General features: G+C 56.0%; 17 protein-coding genes. 9 read left to right on the forward strand and 8 right to left on the reverse strand.

What is annotated here, in order from left to right:
• Positions 1 to 14: 14 nt before the first annotated feature.
• The 7 genes from treY to ELY25_RS09970 all read right to left on the reverse strand — a co-directional run bounded on the left by treY (position 15) and on the right by ELY25_RS09970 (position 11,927).
• Positions 15 to 2,837: a malto-oligosyltrehalose synthase gene (treY, locus tag ELY25_RS09940; RefSeq protein ID WP_126951131.1), complete on the reverse strand. Its 2,823-nt coding sequence runs from the start codon at positions 2,835 to 2,837 to the stop codon at positions 15 to 17.
• Positions 2,830 to 4,971 carry a 4-alpha-glucanotransferase gene (malQ, locus tag ELY25_RS09945; protein ID WP_126951132.1) on the reverse strand — a complete coding sequence of 714 codons (2,142 nt, stop codon included), beginning with the start codon at positions 4,969 to 4,971 and terminating at the stop codon, positions 2,830 to 2,832. Before malQ ends, treY begins: the two co-directional genes overlap by 8 nt.
• Positions 4,968 to 6,782, reverse strand: a complete 1,815-nt coding sequence (treZ, locus tag ELY25_RS09950) for a malto-oligosyltrehalose trehalohydrolase (protein WP_126951133.1) — start codon at positions 6,780 to 6,782, stop codon at positions 4,968 to 4,970. The genes malQ and treZ overlap by 4 nt, the downstream gene beginning before the upstream one ends.
• Positions 6,775 to 8,439: a glycogen synthase GlgA gene (gene glgA / locus ELY25_RS09955; RefSeq protein ID WP_126951134.1), complete on the reverse strand. Its 1,665-nt coding sequence runs from the start codon at positions 8,437 to 8,439 to the stop codon at positions 6,775 to 6,777. Before glgA ends, treZ begins: the two co-directional genes overlap by 8 nt.
• Before the next feature lie 576 nt (positions 8,440 to 9,015).
• The gene (locus ELY25_RS09960; RefSeq protein WP_126951135.1) at positions 9,016 to 9,948 is read right to left on the reverse strand and encodes a LysO family transporter; all 933 of its coding nucleotides are present in this window, start codon (positions 9,946 to 9,948) and stop codon (positions 9,016 to 9,018) included.
• Positions 9,949 to 9,967: 19 nt separating this feature from the next.
• Positions 9,968 to 10,684 (reverse strand): hypothetical protein, encoded by a 717-nt coding sequence (locus ELY25_RS09965; RefSeq protein ID WP_126951136.1) that lies wholly within the window; start codon positions 10,682 to 10,684, stop codon positions 9,968 to 9,970.
• A gap of 307 nt (positions 10,685 to 10,991) precedes the next feature.
• Positions 10,992 to 11,927: a 2-hydroxyacid dehydrogenase gene (locus ELY25_RS09970; RefSeq protein WP_126951137.1), complete on the reverse strand. Its 936-nt coding sequence runs from the start codon at positions 11,925 to 11,927 to the stop codon at positions 10,992 to 10,994.
• Between the two features lie 167 nt (positions 11,928 to 12,094).
• On the opposite strand from ELY25_RS09970, the gene ELY25_RS09975 reads away from it, so the two are divergent.
• From ELY25_RS09975 to ELY25_RS09990, 4 genes are all read left to right on the forward strand, one after another.
• The gene (locus ELY25_RS09975; RefSeq protein ID WP_126951138.1) at positions 12,095 to 13,105 is read left to right on the forward strand and encodes a DNA topoisomerase IB; all 1,011 of its coding nucleotides are present in this window, start codon (positions 12,095 to 12,097) and stop codon (positions 13,103 to 13,105) included.
• 165 nt (positions 13,106 to 13,270) lie between these two features.
• Positions 13,271 to 14,470, forward strand: coding sequence for an ectoine hydrolase DoeA (gene doeA, locus ELY25_RS09980; RefSeq protein WP_126951139.1), 1,200 nt, complete (start codon positions 13,271 to 13,273; stop codon positions 14,468 to 14,470).
• A gap of 50 nt (positions 14,471 to 14,520) precedes the next feature.
• Positions 14,521 to 15,537, forward strand: a complete 1,017-nt coding sequence (doeB, locus tag ELY25_RS09985; protein WP_126951140.1) for a N(2)-acetyl-L-2,4-diaminobutanoate deacetylase DoeB — start codon at positions 14,521 to 14,523, stop codon at positions 15,535 to 15,537.
• A gap of 8 nt (positions 15,538 to 15,545) precedes the next feature.
• Positions 15,546 to 16,022: an Lrp/AsnC family transcriptional regulator gene (locus ELY25_RS09990; RefSeq protein WP_126951141.1), complete on the forward strand. Its 477-nt coding sequence runs from the start codon at positions 15,546 to 15,548 to the stop codon at positions 16,020 to 16,022.
• A gap of 20 nt (positions 16,023 to 16,042) precedes the next feature.
• On the opposite strand, the gene ELY25_RS09995 is transcribed toward ELY25_RS09990, so the two are convergent.
• On the reverse strand, positions 16,043 to 17,233 hold the full coding sequence (locus ELY25_RS09995; protein ID WP_126951142.1) for a GGDEF domain-containing protein: 1,191 nt from the start codon (positions 17,231 to 17,233) through the stop codon (positions 16,043 to 16,045).
• Between the two features lie 386 nt (positions 17,234 to 17,619).
• On the opposite strand from ELY25_RS09995, the gene ELY25_RS10000 reads away from it, so the two are divergent.
• The 5 genes from ELY25_RS10000 to ELY25_RS10020 all read left to right on the forward strand — a co-directional run bounded on the left by ELY25_RS10000 (position 17,620) and on the right by ELY25_RS10020 (position 22,352).
• Positions 17,620 to 19,116: an NAD-dependent succinate-semialdehyde dehydrogenase gene (locus ELY25_RS10000; protein ID WP_126951143.1), complete on the forward strand. Its 1,497-nt coding sequence runs from the start codon at positions 17,620 to 17,622 to the stop codon at positions 19,114 to 19,116.
• An 87-nt stretch (positions 19,117 to 19,203) separates the two neighbouring features.
• Positions 19,204 to 20,637: an aminotransferase gene (locus ELY25_RS10005; protein ID WP_126951144.1), complete on the forward strand. Its 1,434-nt coding sequence runs from the start codon at positions 19,204 to 19,206 to the stop codon at positions 20,635 to 20,637.
• A 112-nt stretch (positions 20,638 to 20,749) separates the two neighbouring features.
• On the forward strand, positions 20,750 to 21,427 hold the full coding sequence (locus ELY25_RS10010; RefSeq protein WP_126951145.1) for a haloacid dehalogenase type II: 678 nt from the start codon (positions 20,750 to 20,752) through the stop codon (positions 21,425 to 21,427).
• A gap of 61 nt (positions 21,428 to 21,488) precedes the next feature.
• Complete coding sequence (locus ELY25_RS10015) at positions 21,489 to 21,836, forward strand: putative quinol monooxygenase (RefSeq protein WP_126951146.1); 348 nt, start codon at positions 21,489 to 21,491, stop codon at positions 21,834 to 21,836.
• A gap of 48 nt (positions 21,837 to 21,884) precedes the next feature.
• Complete coding sequence (locus tag ELY25_RS10020; protein ID WP_126951147.1) at positions 21,885 to 22,352, forward strand: S-ribosylhomocysteine lyase; 468 nt, start codon at positions 21,885 to 21,887, stop codon at positions 22,350 to 22,352.
• Positions 22,353 to 22,379 lie beyond the last annotated feature (27 nt).

The raw sequence follows: 22,379 nt of genomic DNA on the forward strand, positions 1-22,379 counted from the left end.
AGCTCTCCCTATGCCTATTTCGATAATTCACTATGTGGATGGAAGGGCGGGGCTTCAGTGCTGCTGTCCATGTGGTCAGCGCGCAGAAAAACTCCCACGGGTAGCTCAGCAAGCAAGCTGGCAACAGAAATGCCGGCGCTGCCTGCTTCCAGGGTTGCCTCGGTTAAAACGCTTCGCCAACAACCGGGGTCAGGTTGCAGGCACGTGTCCTCCCAGCGTTCTTGTGGAATATGCGGCCTGTCGGTGTTATCCAGCAGGTTGGCGGTGAGTCGGGGGACCACCACCAATAATTGGTAGCCGGTATAGCGGCGGGTAAAAGCCACCACGTGATTGGCAAGTTCGCCGTCTGCCATAAGCGGGCGATAGTCGCCTTGGTCGAACAGCAGCGGATGGCGTTGGCGAAGCTTGAGCAAACGGGCAATCAGTGCTTGTTTTACTCGCCCATCACGCCAGGTGCGCAGGGCCTCGGCGGGCGGCAGCGCCTGATCAAGCCCTGTTTTACGCAGGCCGTAGTCGACTGGGCGGCGGTTATCCGGATCTACCAAGCTGTAGTCCCAGAACTCGTTTCCCTGATAAAGATCCGGCACGCCGGGTACGGTTAGGCGCAGTACCGTCTGTACCAGGCCGTTAATGGCGCCCGGAAGGTCAAGGGTGCGCGCAGCTGCGGCGATCGAATCTCGCAAGGGCGCTGTGGTCAGCAACCCTTCTAAAAATGTGCGGCAAGCCGATTCGTAAGCCTCGTCGGGCCACAGCCAGTGGCTACGCAGCTTGGCTTCGCGCAGGGCTTTTAACTGCCACTCGGCGAGTCGCTGGTTAAAATGCTCAAGCGCCTCATTGTCCTGCGAATCAAACGTCGGCGACCAGGCGCCCAGTACAATTTGATAGAGAATCAGCTCATCGCCCGGTGAGGGCGCAAGCCCCTCAGGCAATGACTGGCGCAGCGGTGCAGCCATTTTCCGCCAACGCTCAACCTGGCTTGTAAACATCACCGCGTGCTCGCTCAGCGCGGCAAGCCGGGCACGTACATCTTCGCCTCGCTTGTGGTCGTGGGTAGCGGTGGTCACCATGGAGCCAGGGAAGTCACGGGCACGCCGGGCATTCGCCTTATGGAAGTACTCGGCGGAGTGGCTAAAGTGCTCCCCGTCAAAGCCCACATCGTTACGCGAAATCAGTACCGCACTACGATACCCAGCGGTATCTTCCACCGCCTTGGCGGCAACCGGCGAGGTCAGCTGTTGAAAGCGAGTAATCGCGCGCTGGCGCAGCTGTCGCTCGTTATCCTTGGTGCAATCATGCGGTGGCTCACCGCCCAGCCAACGCTCAAGCGCTTCAAGAACGCCAATGTCCGGCGGGTTAAGCGCTTTGCGTGCACCCTGCATTGCCTGGGTAAAGAAAGGGTGATCGGCATCGGGGCGGCCGGTGTCATCGGCATAGCTGCGGTAGATAGGGAAGTGGACAATCAACGCTTCCAAGGCACGGCGAATCGCGGCCAGGGTAATGTCGCGACTGCTCAATTGAGCACGCGCGACAGCATGCAGGGCGCGGGCGCAGGCAGAAAACTCGCTGGCCAGCAAGGAGGCAAGTACCTCGCGTCTGGCCAGGCGCACCTCGGACGAAAAGTCAGGATTACGACCACTGACTTCATGCCATAGTTGACGTAGGGGGGCAGCGTTAGCTGGGTCGTGCTGTATCCCCGAGACTTCGTTCATGAACTCGTAGCCGCTGGTGCCGTCTATGCCCCAGTCGGTATGTAGCGTCTCGCCGTCGCCCAGAATCTTTTCCACATACAGGGTGACATTGCGCGGCGCATCGCTTGGGCGTTTTTCCTCTAGCGCATCCAGGTGCTGGCGCAGACGCAGGCAGTAGCCCCGAGGGTCGGCCAGCCCATCAACGTGGTCAACGCGCAGGCCGTCGACCCAGCCTTCCTCGACCAGACGTAACGGCAGGGCATGTACGGCCTCAAAGACTTTCGGGTCTTCAATGCGTAACCCGCCCAGTTCGGTAACGTCGAAAAAACGCCGCCAGTTAATCTCATCGGATGCGGTGCGCCACCACGCCAAGCGGTAGTGCTGACGTTCCAGCAAGGCATGAAGCCTAGTGGCGGCGTTAGTACTCGTGCCATTGAACAGTTTCATGACGGCGCTGAGCGACGCCTGGGCCTCGGGCGATTCCATCACCTTGTTTAACTGACGACGCGCATCCTGGGTAGACGTGTAAGCGTCTTCGTCTTGCTGCAGGGCTTCAAAAAAAGCCGCCTGCTCATACAGCGCGTTGTGCTCGGAAAAATGCAGTATGTCGCCGTAGTGACGCGGGTCGATAGGAAAACGGTGCTCGTGATAATCGACGTGAAAGCTTGCCGCCTCGGCGTCGTAGTCCAGTGTCAATTCGCCTGAGTTGAGTACTTCGGCATAGGCGGCGCCAAGAAACGGCACGAGCAGTTTGCCGTTAAGCGTAGGGTCAGGAGAGTGCCAATCGATATCGAAGAACCCTGCGTAGGGGCTGTCGCCACCCCAGGCCAGCACGTCCTGCCACCACGGATTTTCCGAGCCGCCCACCGCCAAGTGATTGGGCACAATATCCAGAACCAATCCCATATCGTGGGCGCGCAGTCGGGTCACCAGGCTTTTCAGAGCGGCCTCACCGCCTAGTTCAGGGTCGATGCGGGTGGGGTCAACGCCGTCGTAGCCATGCGGGGACCCCGCGCGTGACATTTGAAGCGGTGAAGCATAGATATGGCTGATGCCTAAAGCAGCATAGTAGTCTACCCAGCGTTCAGCATCCGCCAGTGTAAAATCGCGATGAAACTGGAGCCGAAGCGTCGCGCGAATCTCATTCATGAGACGGCCTCCCAAACAGGGCAGATGGTGAGGTCGGTTCTTTTAGCTCACCGCTGCGCGAAAGCGCCAATGCGCCAAGCCGCTGATGAACTTCGTCGGATGCCAGCAGGTCGCTGGCATCCGTTGCCCAGCGACGGCGCCAATTCGGATGTTCAGCTGTGCTGTTGGGCAGGTTGGCCTGCTCTTCGAGCCCCAGAACATCCTCTACCGGCAGTAGTACCAGCGGGGCGGAGGTGCCGCCCAGATGGCGGGCACAGGCATCAAGCACCTGCGAGGCGGGAATGTCGGCAGCTTCCAGGGTCTGGGTGGTCGGTTTGCTGCCCAGCAGTCCAAGCGTTGTGGCAAGCTTGGCCCGTTCATGACGACGGGCCTGTTGTTCGCCCTCCAGGCTCTGGTTAGCCTTGAACAATCCAAGACGGTCGCGCCATTCAATATCGCGGCCCGCCCACCAGCCGGCTACAGTGGGCAGGTCATGAGTTGAGGTGGTAGCCAGCGCATCGGGGGACCACTTATCTACAGCCAAGTAGTTTTGCTCCTCATCCTGCTCGAACCATAGCACCTGCATGCCCAATATGCCGCGTGCGGCCAGCTGCTGGCGAAAACCCGGCGCCACGGTGCCAAGATCCTCGCCAATGACAATGGCGCGATGACGCCAGGATTCCAGCGCCACCAGGCGTAGCATGTCGTCCAATGGATAACGCAGGTAGCCACCCTCAGTGGCGGAAGCACCTTGAGGTACCAGCCATAGGCGCATCAAGCCAAGAACGTGATCAATCCGCAGTCCACCGGCATGGGCAAAGGCACTACGCAACATATCGATAAAGCTACGAAAACCCGAACGTTTCAGGCCGAAGGGCGAAAAGGCAGCCAGCCCCCAGTTTTGACCCTGGCCGTTAAACAGGTCAGGGGGCGCGCCTATGGAGACGCCTTCCAACATATCTTCCTGGCGGCTCCATGTCTGACTACCCGCGGCGTCCGCGCCCACGGCCAAGTCAGCAATTAAGCCTATCGCCATGCCGTTCTCGCGAGCAGCATGCTGGGCGCGCGTCAGGCCATCGGCGGCTAGCCACTGCAGAAAGACGTGAAAGCCTATTTCGTGGGCGCGGGTCTCGGCAAAACGAGCCAATTCAGGGCTGGCAGGGTCGCGAAGCGCCGTCGGCCAGTCACGCCAGTTACTGGGCCCGAACTCCCTTTGCAGGGCCTCAAAACGGCAGTGATCTTCTAGGAGTTCGCCCCCCACCTCGCGGAATGTCTGCATTTTACGGCGTAGGGCTTGAGTGTCGTCATCCTGGCAAGCCATAAAATCATCGTAAAGAAACCGCAGCCAAGAGAGCTTGGCCCGGGCCGCCTCGGGCCAGTCGAGTAAATCGTCGGCTTCCAGGCGGCGAAGTTCTGCCTGCAGCCCATTGCGTGCCTGGGCATCGCGAACGCGGTCTTCACCTAACATGGTTTCCGGTGCGCTATACAGCACGTTGTTAAGAAGCCGCGTAGAAGGCGAATAGGGGCTGTAATTATCAGGGTTGGCACTGAACATGGCGTGCGTGGGGCTGATAGCCAGCGCGTCCGCGCCAAGTTTTGCCGCCGGGGCGACAAAGTTTTCCAGCGCCAGGACATCACCAATGCCCCCATCCCCAGAGCGGCGCAGGGCGTAAAGCTGGGCGGCCAGGCCCCATAAGCGGGGCGTGGATTCATCGCCAGCTCCATTAGGGAAAAAACACCGCTGTGGAGCGACCGCCAGGGTCAGTTGGGTATCGGCGATGTGCAACTGGTGATAACCGATTTCTGCAATACCGGGCAGCGTGCCATCGCTATCTAGCGTGCCCTCTACGCGGCTGCCTTGCTCAAGCATTAATATAAATGCTGTGCCGGGGGCCAGTGACGATGGCAACGTGATGGACGTATCAAGATCAGCGGTGATCAACGGTGGCCACTCGGCAGGGCGTTCCGGCGCGTGCAGACGTTTCAGACGCTGCAGGCTTTCATCAAGCGCCGCTTCATTCTCGGTTGGAAACCCGAGTATTTCCAGCAGGGTACGTTGAACCGACTCAGGCAACTGGCACGGTTCGCCGTCACTGTTTTCCCAATCAAGCAATAACCCGGCGGCTTCAGCGAGTTGTCTCAACTTATCTTTCATGCGCTTACCTCCTCGTCACCCGGGTTATGGAGTAACCAGGCGGTAGCGGCGCGGGGCGGTATCCGGCCGCTTTGGGCAGCCTTCGCAACCCCCACGTCGGTTTCATAAAGTAATTGGCCTACCCCCAGGCCCCGAGTGGCTGCCGGATGCTCCCCAAGATTGAGTACTATCACCAGGTGGGTTTCGTCACTCATTTGCCAGCGGGCCAGTATGGCCTTGTCGCCGATTTGCTCGGCGCCTAATGACCGTGCGCCTTGAAGGCGCGGCACGATATGCTGATGACGGAGTGCCAGCAGGGTGCGATAGCGTTCCAGGCAAGCGTCATGGGGAGCCGTTCCACGTGCGTCAAAGTCGGGAATTGAAGCTTCAAAGGTACTCAGGGCATTGGGGTCAGGTATGCGCTCACGGGCCTTCTCATCCAGAAAGGCGCTGAAATCGGCAAACTCAGCCCGGCGCCCCTCGCGCACTGCCTGAGCGAGCTCTTCGTTATGTTCGGTGAAGAATAAAAAGGGCTGAGTAGCCCCCCACTCTTCGCCCATGAACAGCAAGGGCACCATGGGTGAAAGCAGCAGTAGTGCTGTGGCGGCTGCTAGGGCGTCGGGGTTCGCCAGAGAGTTTAGCCGCTCGCCAAGGGCGCGGTTGCCGGTCTGGTCATGGTTTTGCAGAAACGCCACAAAGGCCGTGGGAGGCAAATGGGCGCTAGGCTCGCCGCGGGTATGGCCATGGCGTGTCTGCGCGCCCTGATAGATAAATCCTTCGCTTAAGCAGCGGGCTAGCCGAGCTGTGGCATCGTCGACAAAATCACTGTAATAGCCCTCGGTCTCATCGGTCAGGAGAACATGGATAACGTTGTGCCAGTCATCATTCCATTGGGCGTTAAACTGCTCAGCATTGAGTAGGCTGGCGGTATTGCCTTCGTTCTCCAGCACCAGATGAACATGCCGCTCAGGAGTTATCCGGGTGCGTACCGTTTCGGCCAGCTCGACCAGGAAGTCCTGCTCGCTGATGGCATGAACGGCATCGAAGCGCAGGCCGTCCAGGCGATACTCCTCAAGCCACATCAAGGCATTGTCGATAAAGTAGCGCCGTACCTGGGGCTGACGAAAGTCGATGGCAGGGCCCCAGGGCGTGGTGAGATCTTCACGAAAGAAAGTACTGGCGTAGCTTGCCAAGTAGTTACCGTCCGGGCCGAAGTGGTTATACACCACGTCGAGAAACACCATCAGGCCCAGGCCATGGGCTTCATCGACCAGAGCTTTCAGTTCATCAGGGCTGCCGTAGGAGGCTTCCACCGCGTAGGGCAGCACACCGTCGTAGCCCCAGTTGCGCGCGCCGGGAAACTCCGAGACCGGCATAAGCTCGATGGCCGTGATACCCAGTTCGGCAAGATAGGGAAGGCGTCGGCGAACGCCCTCAAAGCCGCCCAGCGTGCCAGCATGAAGCTCGTAGAGCACCGTTTCATGCCAGGGGCGCCCTTGCCAGCTTTGATTCCGCCATTGATAGTGGTTGGGATCAATCACTACACTAGGCCCGTCGATATCACCGGCCTGAGCGCGAGCGGCAGGGTCGGGTATCAGGCTGCCCTCATCGTCATCATCACCGAATATGCGGTAGCGGTAACGAGCGCCGTGTCCGCAAGCAATCTCAGCGGTGAGACAACCGTCATCAGCTTTCACCATGGTGGCGCTGGGTAGGTCTTCGACCTCCACATCTACCCGTTGCGCGTCCGGCGCCCAGAGCGCAAACCGTGTCTGCTCTTCCCCGATAACCTGCGCGCCGAAAATGGGTTGAAATCGAGTTGGGTCAGACATTGTTTACCAACTCCTGCTCAAGTGCCTGCTGGTAAAGCTTGGTATAAGGCACGATGGACTGGCGCCAGTGATAGCGTCCGGTCATGGCCGCGCCGCGCATGGCGTTGAACAGATCAGTCGACTTATGTACCGCAAAAGCGCGCTGAATCGCCCTCATATAGCTGCCGAACTGCATGTCGTCGAACAGAAAGCCCGTCACGCCATCTTCAATCGTGTCTGCCAGTCCGCCGGTTCTGTGGGCAATGGGAAGTGAGCCGAAACGCTGGGCATACATCTGGCTCAATCCGCAGGGCTCAAAGCGTGACGGCATCAGCAGGAAATCACTCCCGGCGAACAGGCAGCGCGCCTGGTATTCGTCGAAACCGATGTAGGCGGCAATGGCCCCCTGAAAGCGCATGGCCAGCTCGCGCAGCGCTTCCTCAACATCCCACTCACCGCTGCCCATAAACACGATCTGCCCACCGGCATCGACAATCGCCTTGGCAGCCTTGATGGTCAGGTCAAGCCCCTTTTGATGGACAAGGCGCGAGATCACCACGAATAGCGGCCCCTGACTGGGCCGCAGGCCGAAATGACGGCGGACATGGTCAGCATTGGCACGCTTGCCGCGCCAATCGTTGGAGGAGAAGGCCTGAATCAGGTGGCTATCCGTACGCGGGTCCCAAGAGTCATCAATACCGTTGGGAATACCGCTTAGTAGCCCCTGGTCGGCTTTGCAGCGCAGCAGGCCATCAAGGCCACAGCCGAATTTAGGCGTAGTGATTTCCTGAGCGTAGGTAGCACTGACCGTAGTGACATGCGAGGCATAGACGATGCCTGCTTTCATGAACGAAAGGTCACCGTAGTACTCAACACCTTCAATATGAAACGCCTCATCGGGGATGCCGAGCGCTCCCAAGCGCGAAGCATTGAATATGCCCTGATACGCCAGGTTGTGAATCGTGAATACGCTTGGAATGGACCGCCCTTGCCAGTGCATATAGGCCGGCGCCAGGCCGCACGCCCAATCGTTGAGGTGCAATAACTGGGGCCGCCAATCAAGATTTGCCTCGCCTAGTGCGATATTGGCCGCCGCCTTGGAGAGTCTGGCAAAACGGATATCGTTATCCTGCCAGCCGTTATCTTGACCATCGCCATAGCCGCTGGAGCCCGTCCCGTAAGGAGTACCTTCGCGGTCATAAAGTTCAGGGCACAGCAGTACATACAGGATCAGACCATCGCGGCAAGTTATCTTGCCTATATCGCAAGCAGGTAAGTCGGCGAAGGCGGGCAAGTGGCCAACGGGAATAATGTCATACCCGGATTCGAGTATTTCCCGATAGGCAGGAATGAGTACACGTACATCGTGATGTACCGACAGGGCTCTGGGTAAGGCCGATGAAACGTCACCTAAACCACCGACTTTAACGAAATCGGTAATTTCGGTGGTAACAAATAAAATGCGTTGTGGAGAATCAGGGGGATTTTTATTGTTTTTAACAGTAACATTATTATGAGGGTTATCAGTAACGCTGCGGTTACAATAATTAGTAACTGCATCATGAGAGATAAAAGAAGTTCTGACTGGGGTTAGCTTCAAGTTTCTGCCAACTTCTTTTATGCTCTCGTCCGGCTCGCTTTTATCAGTAGTAACCTCACCCAAAGCCACTCCCCCCATGGTCCACCTCCCTGGATTATCATGGTAATACTTGCTTAATTAGATAACTCACTTTTTCTAAAAAATTCCTGTCTCTTTGCCACCAACCGCTCAGCCATGCCTCTCGTTGAAAGTTTTTATGAAAGTAGCTTAGTTGAAAAAGCATACGCTGGTGAGGTTTTAATCAACCATAACCTAAATCAACCCTCCACGTTGGGCAATGGTGAAGTAGATATCCCTAACGTTGAAAAAAAGGCTCTTTAACGTTAATAAGCATTTAAAAAATATGGTGTTTAAGTAAGATATTAACGAGAGTTAAATATTTCCTTTTTTTATACTTATTTGAATTTATTTTATTTCTTAACAGATTGGTAAGTAAGTGTGGATCATTATTTGAATAAAATTTCTATTCATTTGTTAAAAGTTTAAAGAGGTTGAGTAAAGTGGCCTGAAAATTGGATGATGAGAAAACGCTCTCTGGAGCGAATTGAGTCAGAGAGCGTTTTGGCTTGCAGGTAGACCGTTCGGCAGAAAACGATGCCGTTAGTTATTGCAGATAGCTTGGATAGATAGCCTGACAGCTAAACACCCGCCACCTTAGGCAGAAAGTGAAAGAAAGAACAAAATCAGCGGAGGGGAAAGCAGCGACAGGATAAACCCGCTGACAACCGCGATGGGTACACATGCGACGCCGCCATGCTGCTGAATCACAGGGAGGGTAAAGTCCATAGAGGTCGCACCGCCATAACCAATGGCGAGTGCCGTATGGCGATGAATTACTAGTGGGATCAGAACAAAAGCCAGTAACTCGCGAGCCAAATCGTTAAAAAACGCCACGCCGCCTAGTAACGGGCCTAACTGGTCACCGATCAAAATGGCTGAAAGCGAATACCAGCCAAAGCCAGAGGCCATGGCAAGGCCTTGATTCCAACTAAGTGAGAGTAGGGGCGCCGCGGCCAGCCCAGCCAGAAGAGAGCTAATCGCCAGCGTTATAGCAATAGCCAGCCCTAGCCGGTTGAGCAGTATTTGCCTAAGCGGCATGCCGGAATTACGCAGCTGACAGCCAATCAGCACCAATAGCGCGTAAAGCACCCACTCGGCCATGAGGTCGGCAGTGGTAAACAGCGCTTCACCTAGCCAGGGGCCAAGCAGCAGGCCTGTTATAACGCCGCCCGCTACCACGGCCAGCAAGAGCAATGAACCCTTCATCGCCGCAAGCTTACTGGTAGGTGCATCTTTGACCACGGGTGAATTGCCCGCTTTTAACGCTACCCGGCGCGATAGCCACCAGAGAGCGGCCAGATTAAACGCCGTGGTGATACCAAACAGCAGTAACGCATTACCCCCCAGGCGTGAAAGCTGGTTTGCCAGATTCTCAAGCCCGGCCAGGCTAATCCCCATGAATAGCAAAATAAGATAAACCGAGCCGCTGACGGCCCGGTTGATAAATTGCTGCAGATGAGTAGAACGAATGCGTATTAAATAGCCCACTATCAGGGGCAAAAGAACAATCAGTAATCCAGACAGCATCTAAAGAGTGAGCTCACGCTTAGGGGTTAAATTGAGTAAGCCTGATACGGGTTTGACGACGCTCTTCCTTGCGGTACTCCGCTGAAAGAATCAGGCCAGGCCAGTCAGGGTGAAAGTTGATTTCCAGGTGGCGGTCGGGTTTTTCGATATCGCTTAATATCACCCGCTGAGCTTCGAATTCACCCGCTGGCACGCTCACCGCCTGCAGTCCTGGCACGGAGTAATACTGAAAATGCTCATCGCGGCCGCGATGGTCAACAAACTCGATATCGCATGGTGCGCTTTGTGTGCATGCCTCATGGCCCGCACGACGGGACAAATCTACCAGGGCAGCCTGGCGGTCAATGCTTGGTATAGCGTCTTCATTCAATTGGTAGCTATCGCCCACGCCGAGTAGCGAGTAGCTACTGCTATACAGCAGCGAGTGGATTGAATCCTCGCTGACCGAGAAGCGGCTGTACTCCTGGCCGCGCGCAATGGTGACTGAAAAACTCATATCGCTTAGCCAATGCAAGCCTTCTTGAGTGAGCGTATGGGTGATCGTGGCCCCAGGCCAGCCACGGGTTTCCAGCCGGTATTGAGCTGTAAAAGGCATAAGATCGGCAAGTCTGCCGGACGCCTCTTCGCCCGCATTTGCCTGCAGGGAAAATAGGCACAGGCAGGCACTACCCAGTAATGTACTAGCCGATAAAGCATCAACAGCGCTGAACGGGAACTTTAAACGGGTTACTCGCATGATCACTCTCCTTGTTAACAAGCGATTGCCCAATAAGTCGGGCAGTAGGGTAGGGCTAAAGAGTGTTTAACAGAAAAAAAGCGACGGCACTGATCCCTATGTATAGTCTTCGCTCTTTATCCATAACGTACCTAGGTATGAAACGATGCCTGCCCCGCTTCTCTATAGCCAGATATAAACATATCTAAACCCACAAACGTAAATCTTAACATTTAGCATAGACTGATTCTTGGCCTCCTTATGACATATCCACGGGAATGTCGTCGGCGTTTATCAGGCATGCGGGTTATCGGCAGTTTAAACGTGCTCAATAACCTTGGTCTGGATTGACGGTAGGAAGTGTTTCACCCGCCTCAAAGGCATGTAAATAAGAAATTACCTGGTCAATCGCGTCATTAAGCGGAGTCGGGCCCGCCATATGGGGCGTTACCATGACGCGCGGATGCTGCCAAAGAGGGTTATCGTCAGGTAGCGGCTCGTGGTGGAAGACATCCAGCAGAGCACCGCGCAAGTGACCCGTTTTACGGTGATTACCAAGGGCATCAACAAGCGCTTGTTCATCAATAAGACTGCCCCGGCCAGGATTGATAATACTGGCGCCTTCAGGTAGCTGGGCCATCCGCCTTGCATCAAGAATATGTTTGGTTGCCGCCGTGTCGGGCAAAATAGTGACCAGGCTTTTCACCTGAGGCAGGAGGATGTCGAGTCCATCGTCACCGTGCAAACACTTCACCCCTTTTATGGTTTTAGGTGAGCGGCTCCACCCCAGCACGGGAAAACCTGCCTGCTGCAAGGCACTGGCCACATACGCACCGATGGCACCCAACCCGAGTACGCCTACCGGCCAGTCGGTTTTTTCAACCACACCATGGGGCTGCCAGCGGGCGATGGCTTGCTGAACGGCATAACGGTCCATGCTGCGGTAAAAGTGCAAAACGCCGTAGAGTACATAGTCAGCTATAAGCTCGCCCATGCCCGCATCACGCAGTTTAACGATAGGCACATGCGAGGGCAGGCCCGGCGTATTTAACAGGTGATCCACTCCAGCGCCCAGGTTGATAATGCCTTTCAGCTTCGTTTGTTCTTTCAAGAGGTGTGAAGGCGCTTTCCACACGGCAAGATAGTCGGCCCCCTGGCGCTCTTCTTCAGCGGCGTCGCTGGTCACGACGGTTGCGTTGGGCAGCGCCTGTGTCAGGGCGTCACACCACTCCTGGGCGTTGTCGGTATGCACAACAATTTTCATCTCGCCTCCGCAAACATGATGACATTATTAGATTCTCTATCATGAGCGAGGCGCCTTGTGTGCTGCAAGCTGCCCATGCCGTGGGACACGTACTGCTCGTCGTCCACTACGAAGAAATGCCAAGGTTGGCCTACGCTTAGATGAATATCCGGTAAAGGGAAATTACCATGCACGAGACCTCACTTCGTAAGGTGACTCGCCATCGCAGTGGCAAAGGGTTCACCTATAAAACGGCAACAGGAAACACCCTTCGCGATTCGCGCTGGCGTGAATGGATTGATTCGCTGGCCATTCCACCCGCCTGGCATGAAGTCGAAATAACGCTGAACCGCCGCCACCATATTTATGCGGTAGGGCGCGATGATGCCGGGCGCAAACAGTACATCTATAACCCCAAATGGCGTGAAGCCCGCGAGGCGAAAAAATTTGATCGCATTGTCGATTTCGCCCAGCGGCTGACCACCATGCGGCGTATAACGGGGCAGCACCTAACGCTTGAGGGCCTGCCCCGGGAAAAGGTGTTAGCCTGCATGGTACGCCTGATCGACAGCGCCTATTTTCGCCCAGGCAGCGAGCGCTATAGGCGCGAAAACGACTCTTACGGGCTCACCACCATGCGCTCCAAACATCTTACCATTGAGGGCGACGAGCTTATTTTCGATTATCAGGGCAAAAGTGGTCAGCATCAGCATCGTGTCGTGGAGGACGCTAAACTCGCCCAAGTGGTCGCCGAGCTTGATGACGTTCCCGGTTACGAAATCTTTAAATATTTCGATGAGGAGGGTAATAAGGTACGCGTCGATAGTACTGATCTGAATGACTATATCCATGAGGTGATGGGTGAAGCCTTCAGCGCGAAAGATTTTCGTACCTGGGCAGGTACTTCGCTGGCAGCACTAGCGCTTGAAGAGTTAGGCATTGGCGAAAACGAGAAAGTCAGTCAGAAAAACGTGCGCCAAGCAGTCGAACGGGTGGCCCAATCCCTAGGCAATACGCCCAGTATCGCTAAGGCCAGTTACATTGACCCTCGAGTGGTCGAGAGCTATCTGGATGGTCGTACGCTGGAGCATTTTCGCCAGTTAGTTGAGCATGAGCTTGAAAAGGAACAGCTAATTGGCCCAGATGAGCGCGCCGTACTGGAGCTTTTACGTAGCCGGCTAAGAGAAGAGGCAACCTGAGTTAAATAAAGCCTTTGACCCGCAACCACGCAGTGGTGCTAGTATCGGGCTAAGGCGACGTTGGCAAGCCCTTCTGCGGCGGGGCCAGGTCGAACCTTTGGCCCGTTGCTTGGCGTAACGTAAACGCGCACCGGTTCTTGGTGATCTTTGATGGTGAGTTGCCCGATGACTCAGGTTTCCCTGCCCTTCACGCGCGAAGAGTATGCCCAACGCCTGTGGAAGGTACGTACTGAAATGGCCGTCCGCGGCATTGATGTATTGATCGTTAGCGACCCCTCCAACATGGCGTGGCTGACCGGCTATGACGGCTGGTCGTTTTATGTGCACCAATGTGTTCTGGTCGGATTGGAAGGCGAGCCAGTATGGTTTGGGCGTCGTATGGATGCTAACGGAGCACTGCGCACCTGCTGGATTGACCCTGCCAATATTACCTATTACCCCGATTACTACGTCCAGAATCCGGATATGCACCCGATGGACTATCTGGCCCAATCAGTCTTGCCCGACCGCGGCTGGCATACCGGCGTGGTGGGCATGGAGATGGACAACTACTACTTTTCCGCCAAGGCCTATCAGAGCCTGCTGCGAGAGCTGCCTCACGCCCGCTTTATCGATGCCAACGCACTGGTGAACTGGTGCCGGGCGATCAAGTCGCCCCAGGAAATCGCCTACATGCGCATTGCCGGCAAAATTGTCGAGGGCATGCACTCGCGCATTCTGGAAGTGATCGAGCCTGGCCTGCCCAAGAGTAAGCTGGTCTCGGAAATCTACCGGGTGGGGATCGAAGGTTTTGTGGATGAAAATGGCAAGGTGTACGGCGGCGATTACCCCGCCATTGTGCCCATGCTGCCGACCGGTAAAGATGCCGCTGCCCCGCACCTGACCTGGGACGACACGCCATTTCGTGAAGGCGAAGGCACGTTTTTCGAGATCGCCGGCGTGTTCAAGCGCTATCACGCGCCCATGTCACGTACCGTGTTTCTGGGCCGGCCGCCTACCGACTTTATTCGCGCAGAATCCGCTCTGCTGGAAGGTATCGAAAACGGCCTGGCGGTCGCTAAACCGGGGAATCGCACGGCGGATATCGCCATGGCGCTGGGTGCTGCCATGGATAAATACGGCTTTGACCGGGGTGGGGCGCGCTGTGGTTACCCCATCGGTATTTCCTACCCGCCGGATTGGGGCGAACGCACCATGAGCCTTCGCCCCTCGGATGAATCTATCCTGCAGCCTGGCATGACATTTCACTTTATGCCTGGGCTTTGGGTGGATGAGTGGGGGCTGGAAATTACCGAAAGCATACTGATTACTGAAACAGGCTGTGAAACGCTGGCCAATTTTCCCCGGCAGTTATTTGTTAAATAATAAGTCGTTAAATGACGATAAGCCGTTAAGTAACTTATAAAGGATTCGTTATGACTCTGCGACCGAGCCCGATTTCCGCAACTGTCGATTTTGATGCCGACGGCGTGCAGCACGGTTTTTTAAAGCTGCCCATCTCAACCGATATTTCGGCCTGGGGGGCGGTAATGATTCCGATCACGGTGGTCAAGAATGGCGATGGCCCGACGGCACTGCTAACCGGTGGCAACCATGGCGATGAATACGAAGGCATTACCTCGCTGCTCAAGCTTGCCAATGCACTTACCGCAGAGGAAGTCAGCGGCCGCGTCATCATCGTGCCGTGCATGAATACTCCGGCCGTAATGGCAGGCAAGCGAACCTCGCCCATGGATAAAGGTAACCTCAACCGCAGTTTTCCAGGCGACCCCAACGGTAGCGTAACGCTGCAAATTGCCGACTACTTTACCCGCGTGCTGGTGCCCATGAGCGATGTAGTGCTGGATCTACACTCTGGCGGCCGTACGCTGGATATCCTGCCGTTTGGTGCCTCCCACGTACTCGACGACAAGGCCCAGCAGCAGGCCGCTCTGGAAGGTGCCAAGGCGTTTGGCGCACCCTATGCCATGGTGATGTTCGAGCTGGACGCGGAAAAACTTTTCGATACCGCCTGCGAGCGTCAGGGCAAGGTATTTGTGGCCACTGAACTTGGCGGTGGCGGCACCTCCACACCTCAAAGCATGACGATTACCGAACGCGGGGTGCGCAATTTCCTGATCCATTACGGGCTGGTTGCGGGCGAGGTGGAAATGCCGGAAGGTGGGCAGGTCTATCTCGATATGCCGGATGCCAGCTGCTATGTGCAGAGCCAGCACTCAGGTGTGCTGGAGCTGACCGTGGCGCTGGGCGATGCCGTCACTCAAGGGCAGGTACTGGCCTATGTTTTTGATATGACCCGCACCGGTAGCGAGCCGGTTGCCTACCGCGCCGAACGCGATGGCGTTTTGATGGCCCGGCGTGCTCCGGCCCTGGTCAATATGGGGGATACCATTGCGGTAATTGCCGATGTTGTCGAACGCCTGGAGGCGTAGTCCCCGGCATGATGAAACTTGACCGCTATGATCTGAAAATTCTCGATATTCTCTCCCGGGATGGGCGCATCACCAAATCCAAGCTGGCCGAGGCGATCAACCTTTCGATCAGCCCCTGTTGGGAGCGCGTGAAGCGCCTGGAAAAAGCCGGGGTTATCGAGGGCTACACTGCGCGTATCAATGCAGATGTGCTGGTGCCGCGTAACCCGGTATGGGTGCAGATCGAGCTCAAGGCCCACCACGCCGAAAGCTTCACCCGCTTCGAGGCGCTGGTGCTCGACACTCCGGAGGTCACCGAGTGCGTGGCCGTCGGCGGGGGAGTGGATTATTTGGTGAAGTTCGAAGCCCGAAGCATCGATAGCTATCAGCGCCTGATGGATCGCTGGCTGGTGTCCGAGGCAGGCATCGAGCGCTACTGTACTTATATCGTGACCAAGACCGTCAAACAAAGCGTCATCGGTATCGACACCACCGACATTCATTAATGCTTACCAAAAAGCGCGCACTAGACGTCGGCCAGGCTGCCGTTCTGATCTTCGCTCACGCGGTTGCGTCCTGTGTCCTTCGCGGCGTAAAGCGCCTGATCCGCGGCTTTTATCAAGTGCGTCAATGCCTCGTCGTGTTCTAAAAGCCCTGCGCAGACGCCCACGCTCACCGTTACATGCCCATGATCGGATTTTCGATGGGCAATATCGAGCTTAGCCACCGTCTCCCTAATCCGTTCGGCCAGCAGTGCGCCCGTTATACCGCTGTTTGAGCTGTCTGCATGGAGTACCAAAAACTCTTCGCCGCCATACCGGCAGGCCGTATCCTGCGGGCCGCAAGCGCCTTGAAGGGCGCTGGCGATTTTCCTGAGACAGTCATCGCCCGCGTCGTGACCGTAGGCGTCGTTGAAGGCCTTGAAATGATCCACGTCGATCAGAATCACCGCGACGTACTGATCTGGCACGTGCCTGGAACGCGTCAGCGAGGCGGCGCGCCGGTTCAGGCCACGCCGATTGGCAAGTCCGGTCAACGGGTCTATGTGGGAGAGTTTATCCAGCGTCTCGTTATGCAGGGCAAGCTCAGCGCGAAGCTCCTCGGCATTGACGCGCTGTAGGTAAAGGCGTAACGATTCGGCTGAAAAGCGGTAATTCGCCATCAGCGTAAGGACTACCGTCGGTACACCCACCACCAAGTGATTGGTAACGTACTCGGCATCCGCGCCGGGTAGAAACCAGATGATGGTATAAAGGCATACACAGAGGAATATCGAGGCGTACACGCTGTACTCGAAAGGGTGCGCGAGCACGATGGTCAGGGCCAGCTGGAAAACCAGCCCGGCGTAGAAGTAGTGCAGCACCCGCGGGTCGCTAGTTCCCAATAGCCCCAGACACCAGATCAGCGTAGCCAAACTGACCGTAATAATACTGGCAAGCTCCTTGTGGCGAATGGGGCCGGGGCGCCCGAAGTAATACAACATCAAGATAACCAGCGGACCCACTACGAAAATGCGTAACAGCACCGAGCGAAGGCCTATGTCCGGCAGCAGGTACATATCCACGGGAATATACGAGAAGTAAAAAATCGTCACCAGAATGCTCAGCAGGCGCAGTGTGCGAAGCCGCTGATCGTGGCGGTCGATATCGTAACGCTCTTTTACCGTGGTGGTGCCACTGGCCTGGGCCAGCAGTTTGAAGTAGGGCAGTTGGTACACAGTAGTCTCACAGAGTGATCGTTTTGTTCTGCGCTACTGCGCAAAGAGAACTCTTTAAGGCACTAGCCCATGCTCTAGTCAATTTAGATTAGAGTAGTCGGATATATGTTAGCACCAATGCCTGATGGTGATAGTGATGTTCTTATGCATATGAAACGCTCTCTAAACGTTTTGATTTCTCTTGAAAGCGGGACTTGCCAAAAAAAAAGCATGCAAGGACTAGGTTTGGAAGAAATATTGCTCTCAAGGATGATGTTTTCGAAAACACTTCGTGCGGTGTCTTCTTTAAGCTATATCGATTGCATACGGTAAGTCCTTAGCCGTTTGCCTATCGTTCACGCGCCCAGGCCGGGGCTTTTATATGCGTCGGCTTAAGGAAGATGCTCATGACCACGCTATCGACAACGCTTGCCAAACGCCTAGAAGACCCGCGCCTGTTTCGTCAGTATGCCTACGTGAACGGCAAATGGGTCCATGGCGAGGGCGGTCGTGAAGAGGCCGTGTATGACCCGGCGACCAACGAAGCCATTGGCCATATCCCGCTACTTGAAGCCAATCAGATTACCGCCGCGGTTGATGCGGCCGAGGTCGCCTTTGTTCGCTGGCGCGCGCTGCGTGCCGATGAGCGCTGCGAGCGCCTGCTCGCTTGGTACGATTTGATTCAGGCCAACCGTGAAGACTTAGCGACCATCATGACCCTGGAGCAGGGCAAGCCGCTGCCCGATGCGCGTGGTGAGGTGGAGTACGGAGCAAGCTTCGTGCGCTGGTTCGCTGAAGAGGGCAAGCGCACCTACGGCGAGACGATTCCCAGCCATATTCCTAATGCATCGCTGGGTACCATTAAAGAACCTGTGGGTATCGCTGCGATGATTACGCCGTGGAATTTCCCGCTGGCAATGATTACCCGTAAAGCGGCGGCCGCGCTGGCGGCAGGCTGCCCAGTCATCGTCAAACCCGCCAACGAAACGCCGTTTTCGGCGCTGGCATTGGCGGAGCTTGCCGAGCGCGCGGGCATTCCGGCGGGCATCTTCAACGTGGTGCTGGGCGAACCCGCCGAGGTGTCCAAGATACTGTGTAGCGAGCCGCGCATTCGGGCGCTGTCGTTTACTGGTTCCACCCGTGTGGGGCGCCTGCTCATGGAACAGAGCGCCGGTACCGTTAAGCGCCTTTCCTTGGAATTGGGTGGCAACGCGCCGTTTGTCGTCGGCCCGGACATGGACCCCAAGGAAGCTGCTTACGCTGCGGTTGATGCCAAGTTCCAGACCGCGGGGCAGGACTGCCTGGCGGCTAATCGTATCCTGGTACACGAATCCATTCACGATGCGTTCGTTACGGAGTTTACTGAGCGTATGGCCGCGCTCACCGTGGGCAACGGGTTGAAAAGCGAGATCGATCTTGGACCGCTGATTCACCGCCAGGCAGTAGAAAAAGCTGCCGCGATTGTCGATGATGCGATTTCCCGGGGCGCAACCCTGGTCATGGGCGACCAGAGCCAGGCGCCGGGCGAGAACTTCTTCATGCCGGTGCTGCTAACGGGCGTAACGCCACAAATGAAAGTCTGGCGGGAAGAGAACTTTGCACCTGTGGCCGGGGTTACCGCTTACGGCAGCGACGAGGAAGTTATCGAGCTTGCCAACGATACCGAGTATGGCTTGGCGGCCTATGTGTATACCCATGATATTCGCCGGATCTGGAAGCTGATGCGTGCACTCGAGTACGGCATGGTGAGCGTAAACTCGGTGAAGATGACCGGCCCGCCGGTGCCGTTTGGCGGCGTGAAGCAGTCCGGCCTTGGACGTGAGGGCGGCGCCACCGGTATCGATGAGTATCTTGAAACCAAGTATTACTGCCTTGGTGCGCTGGGTTCGGTCTCGGGGAGCTAGCTGCGCTTATTGCATGTAAATTTAAGTCTTATTAATTTTTAAAAACCTTCCTAAATGTAGGGAGGTTTATCGTACAGAGAGAACGTTATGAGCCAGCATCAGGACCTAATCGAACGCGACCGCAAGGTGACGTTTCACGCTTCTACCCACCTGCGTGATTTCGCCCATGGCGATGCACCGGGCCGCGTAATTACCGGCGGTAAAGGCATCAACATCATTGACAAGGATGGGCGCGAGTTCATCGACGGCTTTGCCGGACTTTACTGCGTCAATATCGGCTATGGCCGCACTGAAATTGCCGAAGCGATTTACAAGCAGGCGATGGAACTTTCTTACTACCACACCTACGTGGGCCACTCGAATGAGCCGCAGATTGCGCTTTCCGAACGCATTCTGAAAATCGCCGGCATGAACATGTCCAAGGTCTATTACGGCATGTCAGGCTCAGACGCTAACGAAACCCAGCTCAAAATCGTGCGTTACTACAATAACGTGCTCGGCCGCCCGCAGAAGAAAAAAGTCATTTCACGCATGCGTGGCTACCATGGCTCAGGCATTGCCTCTGGCTCGCTGACGGGCCTTAAAGCATTCCACGATCATTTTGATTTGCCGATTGATACCATTCGCCATACCGAAGCGCCGCACTACTACTTGCGTGCCGCCGAGCAGCACGGCATGACTGAACTTGAATTCTCTTCCTTCTGTGCGGATAAGCTCGAAGCCATGATTCTGGAAGAAGGCCCGGATACCGTGGCGGCGTTTATCGGCGAGCCGGTATTGGGCACAGGCGGTATCGTACCGCCGCCAGAAGGCTACTGGGACGCGATTCAAGCCGTGTTGGCCAAGTACGATGTGCTCTTGATTGCTGATGAAGTGGTGTGTGGATTTGGCCGTACCGGCTCGGACTTCGGCAGCCACCACTACAACATGAAACCGGATCTGGTCACGATTGCCAAAGGCCTGACCAGCGCTTATCAGCCGCTTTCCGGCGTGATTGTCGGCGATAAAGTCTGGCAAGTGCTTGAGCAAGGCACCGGCGAGTTTGGCCCCATCGGCCACGGTTGGACCTATTCGGGCCACGCGCTGGGCTGTGCCGCGGGTATCGCTAACCTGGATATTATCGAGCGGGAAAACCTGGTGGGTAACGCCGCCGAAACTGGTGCCTACTTCCAGCAGCAGCTGAAAGCCCATTTCGACGGCCATCCGCTTTTAGGCGATGTGCGCGGTGTGGGCCTTATGGCCGCACTCGAATTTTCTCCGGATGCCAAACAGCGACTGCACTTTGATCCGGCACTGAAAGTTGGCCCGCGCGTGGCGGCAGCGGCAATGGAAGAGAACCTGATTGCTCGCGCCATGCCTCAAGGCGATATCTTGGGCTTTGCGCCACCGCTGACCATTAACCGCGCGGAAGTCGACGATATGATTGGCCGCGCCAGACGCGCCATCGACCGGGTTACCGATGAACTTACGCGTTCAGGTGACTTGAAAACAGGGCGCCAGGAAGCGGCGTTTACCGTCTGAGTGATCGACCCTGACCCTGTAAATGCCGCTGCTTGTGCAGCGGCATTTTTGTTTTTGAACGGGGCGGCTATGCTGAACACTGTGCATGATCAACGGATAGGTAGGAGGGGCTATGCAACCGGTATTAGCTTTCGATGTGTACGGCACGCTGATTGATACCCTAGGCGTTACCACAGAGCTTGAACGTCGGCTTACTGATGCCTCCAAGGCAGGGGAATTCGCCAAGCGCTGGCGAGAAAAGCAGCTTGAGTACAGCTTTCGCCATGGGTTGATGAGCGCCTATGTTCCCTTTGAAGAATGCACCCATGACGCTCTGGCATTTACCAACCGCGCACTACAGGCGGGGCTTTCGGATAATGACCGTGATCATTTAATGGCCGTGTATGGTGAGCTTCCGGCCTTTCCTGACGTGGTGCCGGCGTTGGATCAGTTACGCGATGCAGGCATCCGTTGCGTGGCTTTTTCAAACGGCACCTCGGATGCCGTATCGAAGCTGCTCACGCGGGCAGGAGTAGAGAGCCATATGGATGAAGTGGTAAGCGTTGATGATATTAAGCGTTTTAAACCTGACCCGGCTGTTTACGCCTACCTGCGTAGCCGCCTGGAAACGCGCCCCGAGCAAACCTGGCTGGTATCAAGCAATGCCTTTGACGTGATCGGCGCAACCCACGCCGGGCTGCGCAGCGCCTGGATACGACGCCACTCCGATGCGCCTTTTGACCCCTGGGGGGTTGAGCCTGATATGACGGTGCCTGACCTGGAAGCCTTGGCTGAACGTATTATTCGCTAGGTTGTTATCCCATAAGGACAACCCGCATAATGACGCACGCTTAACGAACCAGGATGGGATCATGTCTGAGAAAATTTACTGTGTTGCCGGTTTTAAACCCAAACCGGGTAAAGAAGAAGCGGTGTTCAAGGCGCTTCAGTCACTGGAGCCCAATACTCACCGGGAAGACGCTTGCATTCACTACACGGTAACGCGCCAGATCGACAACCCATTCGCGCAGGGCACCAGCTACCCAATCGTGTTTCACGAAATCTGGGCAAGCCGCGAAGAGTTTGAGGCCCATTGCCAGCGCAAAGAAATTCAGGATTTCTTTGCCAAGCACGTTGAATCGCCCGATGGCGATATCGAAGATGCCAACGTGTGTGTGTATACCGATGAGCCGTGGAATTTTGACGCGCCCAAGGTATAAATCCAGCATGTAGAATAGCCCCACGACACCGATAGATGCGGAGCGAACATGACCGAAAAGAAAATGAACGTTGAAAGCTTCAACCTGGACCATACCAAGGTAAAAGCCCCTTACGTACGTCTGGCTGATATCAAGCAAGGCCAGAACGGCGACAAGATTCATAAATACGACCTGCGTATCTGCCAGCCGAACAAAGAGCACATGGAGATGCCTGCGCTGCATTCTCTTGAACACTTGATGGCTGAACTATCGCGCAACCATACCGATAAAGTCGTCGATATCAGCCCGATGGGCTGCCAGACCGGTTTCTACATCGCGATGATCAATCACGATAACTACGACGATGTGCTGAGCATCATCGAGCAAACGCTGAACGACGTACTAGAAGCCACCGAAGTACCTGCCTGCAACGAAATGCAGTGTGGCTGGGCCGCGAGCCACAGCCTGGAAGGCGCCCAAGAATTAGCCCGCAATCTGCTCGCTAAGCGTGGCGAATGGACGGAAGTGTTTGCTTAATGAGTCACTGAGTAAACCTGAAACGCC

The organism is Vreelandella populi (assembly GCF_003989825.1).
In the GTDB taxonomy this organism is placed as follows: domain Bacteria; phylum Pseudomonadota; class Gammaproteobacteria; order Pseudomonadales; family Halomonadaceae; genus Vreelandella; species Vreelandella populi.